The following is an 8,428-nucleotide window of genomic DNA, read 5'->3' on the forward strand; positions in this document are numbered from 1 at the left end:
GCGCGCGGCCGGCCGGGCCGGCGCCGCCGCCGTCGCCGTCAAGCTGGACGGCCCCGGCCAGGCCGACGCCCTGCGCGAGGCCGCCACCGAAGCGGGCGTCGCCCTGCTCTCCGTCCGCCGCGAGACCCGCTGGGAGCACCTCGACTCGCTCGCCCGCGCGATCATCGCCGGCCCCGACGCCTCGGACGCGCCCGGCGCCCCCGAGCCCAACGCCGGCGACCTCTTCTCCCTCGCCCAGACCGTCGCCGTGCTCACCAACGGCATCGTCTCGATCGAGGACACCTCCAGCCGGGTGCTCGCCTACTCCCGCTCCTCGGACTCCGACGAGGTCGACGACCTGCGCCGGCTGTCCATCCTCGGCTGGCAGGGCCCGGAGCCGTACCTGTCCAAGCTCCGCGAGTGGGGCATCTTCCAGCACCTGCGCAGCTCGGACACCCCGATCGCGGTCGAGCCGCACCCCGAACTCGGCCTGCGCCGCCGCCTCGCGGTCGGCATCCGGGCCGGCGCGCAGCCGCTCGGCACCATCTGGGTGCAGGAGGGCGCGCAGCCGCTGGCCCCGCTCGCCGAGCAGGCCCTGGTCGGCGCCGCCCGGGTCGCCGCCGCCCAACTGGTGCGCCGCCGCCGCGAACTGTCCGCCGACGTACGGCTCACCCAGACCCTGCTCACCGGCCTGCTGGAGGGCTCCACCGGCCCCCAGTCGCTCGCCACCCACCTGGGCCTGGACCTGCGCCGCCCGGCCACCGTGCTGGCGTACAGCGCCCACACCACCGAGGGGCTGCACCGCTCCGACGTCACCGGCCTGATCTCGGTGCACACCGCCGCCCGGCACCGCACCGCGCTGCTCGCCCCGATCGACTCCCGGGTGTACGTGCTCCTGCCGGAACTGCCGTCCGGCCTGCCGATGACCACCGTGCGCGACTGGGCGGCCGAGGTGGTCACGGCCGCCCGGGAGCACCTCGGCATCTCGCTGCGCGCCGCGATCGGCTCGACCGTCGAGGGCCTGGCCCAGGTCCCGGACTCCCGCGCCCAGGCCGACCGCATCCTGGACGCGATGGGCCGCGGCGGGGTGGACCTGGAGGTCGCGGCGCTGATCGACGTCCAGGCCGAGGTGCTGGTCAGCGAGATGCTCGCACTGCTCCAGGAGCGCGGCGGCCTGCGCGACCCCCGTCTCACCGCGCTCACCGCCTACGACCGCCGGCACGGCACCCGGCTCGCCGAGTCCGTGCTGGCCTGGCTGGACGCGCTGGGCGAGGTCCGGGTCGCCGCCGACTCCCTGCACATCCACCCCAACACCCTGCGCTACCGGGTGCGCCGCGCCGAGCAGTTGACCGGCATCGACCTCGCCCAGCCGCAGCAGCGGCTGCTGGCGATGCTGCAACTGCGGCTGCCCGCGGACGAGTAGCCGCGGGCAGCCGCTTCGAGACCGACCGTTCAGGCCTGACGGTTCAGACCTGGCGGTTCAGACCTGAACCGTCAGGCCTGACGGATGGTCACTCGCCGTACCCCTGGCCCCTCTTGTGCTCGTTCAGTCGGCGCCACGGGCCGCTGATGGCCAGCTGGATGCCCGGGGTCTGGATGTTGGCGAACAGCGTCTTCCCGTCGTCCGAGAAGGTCACCCCGGTGAACTCGCTGAACTCGGGCTTCTCGGCGGTGCCGATGTTCAGCTCGTTGCGGGCGATCGCGTAGACCAGCCCGTCCTCGGTGGCGCCGAACAGGTGCGAGACGCCCTCGCCGTCCTCGGCGATCACGAGGCCGCCGTACGGCGAGACGGTGATGTTGTCCGGGCCGTCGTAGTTGTCGTGGTCGCCCCAGACGTCGTTGTTGACGCCCAGCAGCACCTTCAGGGTGATGGTGCGGCGGTTCGGGTTGTAGAACCAGACCTGGCCGTCGTGCTGGAGCGGGCTCTCCGAGCGGGCGTAGCTGGAGACGAAGTAGAAGCCGCCGTCACCCCACCACATGCCCTCCAGCTTGCGGGCCCGGGTGACTTCGCCCTCCTTGAACTGCTTGCGCACCGAGACGGTCCTGGCGTCGCGGTCCTGGACCTTGACCCAGTCCGCGCCGTAGACGGTGCCGACCTTGGTGGCGCGGGAGAGGTCGTCGACGAACTTGCCCTGCGAGTCGAAGACCTTGAAGGCCTCCAGGACACCGGCGTCGGCGGCGAGCTTGCGCAGCTGGAAGCGGCCGTGCTTGAAGCCGGCCGGCGGGGTCCAGCGGAACAGCAGGCCGTTGGGGTTGGAGGCGTCCTCGGTCAGGTAGACGTGGCCGCGCTTCGGGTCCACCACGACGGCCTCGTGCGCGTAGCGGCCGAAGGCCTTGATCGGCTGCGGGTCGCGGTTGTAGTCGTCGTCGAAGGGGTCGACCTCGAAGACGTAGCCGTGGTCCTTGGTGAAGCCGTTCTTGCCCGCCCTGTCCTCGGTCTCCTCGCCGGACAGCCAGGTGCCCCACGGGGTCACACCGCCGGCGCAGTTGGTGGCGGTGCCGGCGATGCCGACCCACTGCTCGACCGAGCCGTCCCGCTTGGCGTGCACGATGGTGCAGCCGCCGGCCGCGCCCGGGTCGTACACATGGCCCTCGATCAGCGGCACCGGGTGCGGCCAGTTGGCGCGGGCGCCGGCCAGCTCGTGGTTGACCACCATCAGGTTGCCGCCGCGCTCGTCCTCGAAGGCGGAGGTGCCGTCGTGGTTGCTCGGGGTGAACTCGCCGGTGCGCAGCTTCGTGACACCGGCCCGGTTCAGGACCTTGTACGAGAAACCCTTCGGCAGCGACAGCAGTCCGGCCGGGTCCGGCACCAGCGGGCCGTAGCCGATCGCGGCGCCGCCCGCCGCGTTGGTCCCGGCGGCGACCGGGGCCTCGCCGCCGGCCGGGGCGGCGATCGCGCCGGGGGCACTGGCCAGTGCCTCGGCACCGCCGGCGATCAGCATGCCGGCCGCGGCGAGGGTGGAACGGTTGACGAAGTTCCGGCGGGACAGCGACATGGCAGCAACTCCTGGGGTGAGCGGGGCGCCGAGAAGGGGCGTCGACGTCCAGCAGGCTCCGCCGCAGGGGTGAACCCGGCATGGCGTCCATCTCACGCGGAGGCGGCCATTTGCCAACCGATGACCACCTCATGGTCGGCTCTTTACCCGAGCCGGAGCGCTTCGCCGCACTCAGGCCGGGGTGCTTCGCCGCATCCAGGCCGGAGCACTTCGCCGCGCGAAGGTCAGCCGCGTCCCGCCCGCCACCGCTCCCAGGCCTCCAGCCACAGCTCCTCGGCGAGCCGCTGCTCCTCCCTGACCTCCGCCCCGCCGCCCGGCCGCTCCCGCCACAGCCGCTCCCAGGCCCGCTGGGCCGGCAGGCTCGCCACCTCGCTCGCGAACACCGTGTACCGGATGACCTCCTCGACCGCCGCCTCCCCCGCCGGCGTGCCGATCAGCCACTGCGTCTGCTGGGACAGCCGGTTGAGGTGGTTCACCATCGAGGTCACCGCCGCCGAGGCCTCCTCCCGGGTCTCCGTGGCGAGCCGCATCTGCTGGCGCACCGCCGCCTCCCAGCGCACCACGCAGGCGTCCCCGCGCAGCCCGCGCGGCAGCCGCGGCGTCCGCCCGACCCGCACCTGCGCCTCGATCGCGGCGCTCTCCGCGATGCTCTGCGCGATCACCTCCCGGTGCGCCTCCAGCCCGACCACGGGCGGCAGTTCGCGCTCCTCGACCGGTATCCGCCGGGCCCGCCGGGAGGCCAGCTCGCGCAGCAGCTCGGTGCGTCCGCCCAGGTAGCGCTCGAAGTCCCCGATCGCGCCCAGCTCCACGCCGCCGGGGGCCACCCCGCGCCCGCACACCGTCACGGTCAGCCCGCCGACCCGCAGCCGCCCGGCCCACACCGGCCCGGCGGCGTCCGGCTCCCGGTCGGGCACCGGCCGGTCCTCGTGCACCTCGACCGCGCAGGGCTCGCCGTCCACGGTGATCCACTCGCGCAGCGCCCGGACCCGGCCCGGGCCGTCGCCCTCGTCGATCCCCAAGTGCTCGTAGATCCGGTCCCGTTCGTCCTCGACCACGTCCTCCAGCTCGGGCAGCACCTCGGTCAGCTCGGCCCCCGGCCGGTAGGTGCGCACGGTCACGTACGGTCCGACCGGCGAGTTCCAGTCGCCGGACTGCACCTCGACCCAGCTCAGCTCGCCGCCGCAGGTCTCGAAGGCGGCCAGCGCCTCGCCGTGGAGGGCCGGCCCGGCGGCCACGCCGTACACCGGGAAGTCGGCCGCCGCCAAGGTCCGGCGGGAGAACTCCTCCTGCTCGACGAGGGGCTCGACGATACGGTCCCGCCCGGCCGGGCCCGGCCCTCCGTCGTGCCGTTCCCCGGGCCTGCCGTCGTTCTCCCGCACCATCCTCCGCCGCACCCCCGAGTCCTCGCGCCCGCACCGCTGACGCCACCTTACGTGCCCGGAGCTGCCGGGTCATCAGCTCGGCTGCCGTGCGGGGGCGGTGGCCGTGTCAGGCGGCCGGTTGTCAGCCGCCCTCCCTACGCTGGCGGCATGACAGCACAGAGCAACGCGGCACAGAACAACTCGACACTGAGCAACGCGGCACAGAGCGACGCAGTACAGGGCAACGCGGCGCAGCACGCCTTCCCCGCCCGGATCAGCATCGTCACCCTCGGCGTCTCCGACCTCGAACGCAGCGCCCGCTTCTACGAGGCCCTCGGCTGGCGGCGCTCCACCGCCTCCAGCCCGGAGATCGTCTGGTTCCGCACCGCCGACTCGGTGCTCGGCCTCTTCCCCACCGACGAGCTGGCCGCCGACGCGGGCGTGCCCGCCGCCGGCGAGCCCTCCTTCCGCGGCGTCACCCTCGCGGTGAACCTGGAGTCCCCCGCCCTGGTGGACACCGCGCTGGAGACGGCCGTCGAGGCCGGCGCCGTGGTGGTCAAGGCGCCGGTCCCGACCAGCTGGGGCGGCTACTCCGGCTACTTCGAGGACCCGGACGGGCACCTGTGGGAGCTGGCCCACAACCCGTTCTTCCCCTTCACCGAGGACGGCTCGCTGGACCTGCCCTAGAGCCCCGGCCCTACTTCTTGGACCTCGCCTTGAAGGCCGCCTTGCGCGCCTCCTTGGCCAGCGCCCGGTCCGGGTGCAGCTCGCCGATCGCCTCCAGGACGTCCGCCGTGTACGGGTGGTCGACCCGCCACAGCTCGCCGAACCAGCTCGCCGCGTCGCCGTTCACCGGCAGGTCGGTGATCAGTTCACGCAGCAGCTCGGCATCGCCGCCGCTGTCCAGCAGCTGGGCGGCGAAGGTGTCGACCACCGTCCACAGCGCCATCGCCCGGTCCGGCACCGGCACGTCCGCGACGCCCAGCGCGTTCAGCCAGGCCCGCACCGCACCGCCCAGCTCCGGGTCGTCCAGCACCTCCCGGGCGGCCGGCTCGGCGCCCGCGCCCAGCAGGTTGAGCGCCGAGACGCACAGCATCCGCCGCAGCGGGCCGTACGCGTCCGAGCCGCGCGCGGCCGCCAGCAGCTCGCGCGCCGCCGCCTCCGGCTCCCGGCCGGACACCCAGACCCTCAGCTCCTCCTCCGGCAGCACGTTGGTCGACTCGCACACCCCGCGCAGCAGCTCGGCCGCGTCGCCCTGGGCCAGCTCGCCGACCAGCGGCGCGTCGTAGCCGTCCTCCAGCAGCCACTGCCGGATGCCGTACTGGCCGAGCGGGGTGAGCCGGACCAGGCCGAAGCGGGCCGACTCCTCCTCGTCCAGCGGCGCCTCGCCGACGACGGCGGGCTCCTCGCCCTCCTCCTCGTCGAACAGCTCCGGGTCGATCGGGCGGTAGTCCAGCAGGCCCAGCTCGGCGAGGTCGCCCAGCATCGGGTCCAGGGCGACCATCACATCGGTGATGTCGCCCAGCAGCTCCTCGCTCGGCTCCTCGCCCTCCGGCACCACCAGCAGCGCGGCCAGCACGCCCAGCGGCACGGTCTCGTTGCCGGGCTCGGCGAAGGCGGTGGTCTCGTACAGCACCTGGAGCGCCTCGTCGAGCAGCTCGGCGGCGGCGTCCCGGGCCTCCTCGACCTCGGAGAGCGCGTCCTCGTCCTCCGCCTCTTCGCCTTCCCCGGCCTCCCCGGCCTCCTCGGCTTCCTCGCCCTCCTCCTCCGGCAGCGAGTCGGCCTCCACCGCCAGCTCCCGGACGATCCCCGCGGCGGTCAGCCACAGCTCCAGGACGGTCTCCGGATCGCCCTGCTCGGCGGGCTCCAGGTCCGGCCCCGGCACCGCGACGTGCTCCCCGTCGGCGGTCGTGCCCAGCTCCACCAGGTCCAGGTCGCAGGCCAGCGACCAGGCCCGCAGCGCCTCGACCTCGGCCTCCTCCGGCACCTCGCCCTCGGCCGGGGCCAGCCCCAGCAGCCGCGCCACGGGCGCCCGGTCGGCCTCGACCAGGTCGCCGAACTCGTCCACCGCCCGGTGCGGGGCCGCCCAGCGGGCCAGCGCCAGCGCGTACCCGAACATCGGCACGGCCTTCGCCTGCTCGGCCAGCTCCCGCTCGTCGGGCAGCTTCACCGGCGGTACCAGGACGGCCGCGTCGTCCAGGTCCTCGTCGTCCAACCCGTGCGCGGCGAACGCCCCGTAGAGGTCCTGGAGCTCCAGGTCGGCGGGCAGGACCGCCTCGGCCGCGCCCTCCCCCGCCGAAGCTCCCGCGTTCTTCCGACGTCGTCCGGCCATCGTCGTGTGCACTCCCTCAGCCAGCGGTCAGCTCGAACAGCTCCGCGTACTCGATCTACCTACTCAGCGTATAGGCCGGGCACCCCCGATGCCCGGCCTCTAGGGGCGTGCGCAGGGGCGCGCGCCGTATGCGTGCGCCCACCCTTTATCCTTCGAGCTAGTGGTGCCGTGCACACCCCGTACGGGCCACCGGGCAATGAAGCCCCTCTTCTTCAGCTCACCTCGCCCCACCGGGAGCCCCGCACCGCGGCCACACCACAGCGCCACCGGACGGGCACGTCGGCACACCCCGTCGGCCCCGGTGGTGCCCGGCCACAGGAGAACCCTGCCATGGCGGACCTCTCCCCCGCCGGCTCCGGCCTGCGCACCGCGCAGCTTGACGGACGCCGACTGTCGGAGGCCCTGCTTCCCCTGGAGCTCGCGCCCCGCGCCCAGCTCCAGCTCGCCGCGATCAGCCGCTGGAACGCGCTGCGCGGCGTCCGCGTCGGCCTGGTGGCCGCCGCCCTGCTGCTGATGCTGATCGGCGCGAACCTCGCGACGCCGATCTACTCCCTCCTCCAGCAGCGGCTGCACCTCACCGCGCTCGACACCACCATCCTCTTCGCGATCTACGTGTTCGCCCTGGTCCCGGTGCTGGCCGTGGTCGGCCACTGGTCCGACCACCTCGGCCGACGCGCCCTGATCCTGCCCGCCGTCGCACTGGCCGCCGTCGGCGACGTCGTGTTCGCCACCTCCGGCAGCTTCTGGCAGCTCGCCGCCGGCCGCGCCGTCCAGGGCATCGCCGTCGGCCTGTCCACCGGCGCCGCCGGAGCCGCCCTCGGCGACCTCCTGCCCGACCACCCGGCCCTGGCCCCCAAGATCACCCTCGCCTGTTCCGCGGGCGGCGTCGCGCTCGGCCCGGTGGTCGGCGCGCTGCTGGCCGGCGGCTCCGACCCGCTGCTGACGCCCTTCCTGCTGCACGCCATCGCCCTGCTCGCGCTCTGCGTGCCGCTCGCCCTGGTGCACCCCCGGATGCCCGGCCGCAACCGCCCACCGGCGTCGCCGCCCCGCATCACCACCCCGACCCACCTGCGCCCGCAGCGCCTGCGGCTGCCGCGCACCGGCCGCCGCGAGTTCCTGCTCGCCGCCACGGCCGGATTCATCTCCTACGCGGTGTTCGGCGTCTACCTCAGCCTGGCCCCTGCCTTCGCCGCCAAGCTGCTGCACACCGACTCCAAGCTGGTCGGCGCGATCGTGGCCGCCCTCCTGCTCGGCTCCTCGGCCGCCACCCAGCTGATCGTCCCGCCCACCACCGACCGCGTGGTGACCGCCCTCGGCATGACCGGCCTCGCCACGGGCCTGGGTCTCGTCGTCGCCGCCCAGTACACCGGGACCCCGGCGCTGCTCTTCATCGGCAGCATCCTCGGCGGCATCTGCCAGGGCGTGGCCTTCCGCTCGCTGTTCACCACCGCCGTCACCGCGATGGACCCGGAACGCCGAGGCTCTGAGCTCTCCGCCCTCTGGATCATCGTCTACCTCGGCAGCTCCGCCCCCATCATCGCCCTCGGCGCCCTCGCCCAGCGCTACGGCCTCCTCCCCGCCGTCAGCGGCTTCGCCGCCCTCGCCGCCCTCGCCTGTGCCGCCCTGGCCCTCGCCGTCGCCCGCAAGCCCAAAACCGCCTGACCCCCACGAACAATGCCGCTGCCCGGGACTCCCACAGAAGTCCCGGGCAGCGGCGTTTCCGCGCCTCACCATCTGCCCCCTCCGCTTCGCCCGCCGCC

6 protein-coding genes are annotated in these 8,428 nt (G+C 74.1%); 3 read left to right on the forward strand and 3 right to left on the reverse strand.

The window, feature by feature from the left end:
* On the forward strand, window positions 1–1,402 hold a 1,402-nt coding region (locus tag J0670_RS22150; RefSeq protein WP_207813393.1), incomplete at its 5' end, for a CdaR family transcriptional regulator.
* 88 nt (window positions 1,403–1,490) lie between these two features.
* Here the strand turns inward: J0670_RS22150 and J0670_RS22155 are convergent.
* Window positions 1,491–2,975 (reverse strand): alkaline phosphatase PhoX, encoded by a 1,485-nt coding sequence (locus J0670_RS22155; protein ID WP_207813394.1) that lies wholly within the window; start codon window positions 2,973–2,975, stop codon window positions 1,491–1,493.
* Window positions 2,976–3,199: 224 nt separating this feature from the next.
* Window positions 3,200–4,369 carry a hypothetical protein gene (locus tag J0670_RS22160; RefSeq protein ID WP_207813395.1) on the reverse strand — a complete coding sequence of 390 codons (1,170 nt, stop codon included), beginning with the start codon at window positions 4,367–4,369 and terminating at the stop codon, window positions 3,200–3,202.
* A 135-nt stretch (window positions 4,370–4,504) separates the two neighbouring features.
* Here J0670_RS22160 and J0670_RS22165 point away from each other — a divergent pair, with 135 nt between their 5' ends.
* Window positions 4,505–5,023, forward strand: coding sequence for a VOC family protein (locus tag J0670_RS22165; RefSeq protein WP_207813396.1), 519 nt, complete (start codon window positions 4,505–4,507; stop codon window positions 5,021–5,023).
* 10 nt (window positions 5,024–5,033) lie between these two features.
* On the opposite strand, the gene J0670_RS22170 is transcribed toward J0670_RS22165, so the two are convergent.
* Complete coding sequence (locus tag J0670_RS22170) at window positions 5,034–6,668, reverse strand: hypothetical protein (RefSeq protein ID WP_207813397.1); 1,635 nt, start codon at window positions 6,666–6,668, stop codon at window positions 5,034–5,036.
* A 330-nt stretch (window positions 6,669–6,998) separates the two neighbouring features.
* On the opposite strand from J0670_RS22170, the gene J0670_RS22175 reads away from it, so the two are divergent.
* Window positions 6,999–8,330 (forward strand): MFS transporter, encoded by a 1,332-nt coding sequence (locus tag J0670_RS22175; RefSeq protein WP_207813398.1) that lies wholly within the window; start codon window positions 6,999–7,001, stop codon window positions 8,328–8,330.
* The last annotated feature ends 98 nt before the right edge of the window (window positions 8,331–8,428 follow it).

Source organism: Streptomyces sp. FH025 (assembly GCF_017427025.1).
Taxonomy (GTDB): Bacteria; Actinomycetota; Actinomycetes; order Streptomycetales; family Streptomycetaceae; genus Kitasatospora.

Excerpts from the sequence above, each read along its gene's own strand:
- J0670_RS22175 (WP_207813398.1), top strand. The coding sequence starts at position 6,999 with ATGGCGGACCTCTCCCCCGCCGGCTCCGGCCTGCGCACCGCGCAGCTT.
- J0670_RS22155 (WP_207813394.1), bottom strand. The coding sequence starts at position 2,975 with ATGTCGCTGTCCCGCCGGAACTTCGTCAACCGTTCCACCCTCGCCGCG.
- J0670_RS22170 (WP_207813397.1), bottom strand. The coding sequence starts at position 6,668 with ATGGCCGGACGACGTCGGAAGAACGCGGGAGCTTCGGCGGGGGAGGGC.
- J0670_RS22165 (WP_207813396.1), top strand. The coding sequence starts at position 4,505 with ATGACAGCACAGAGCAACGCGGCACAGAACAACTCGACACTGAGCAAC.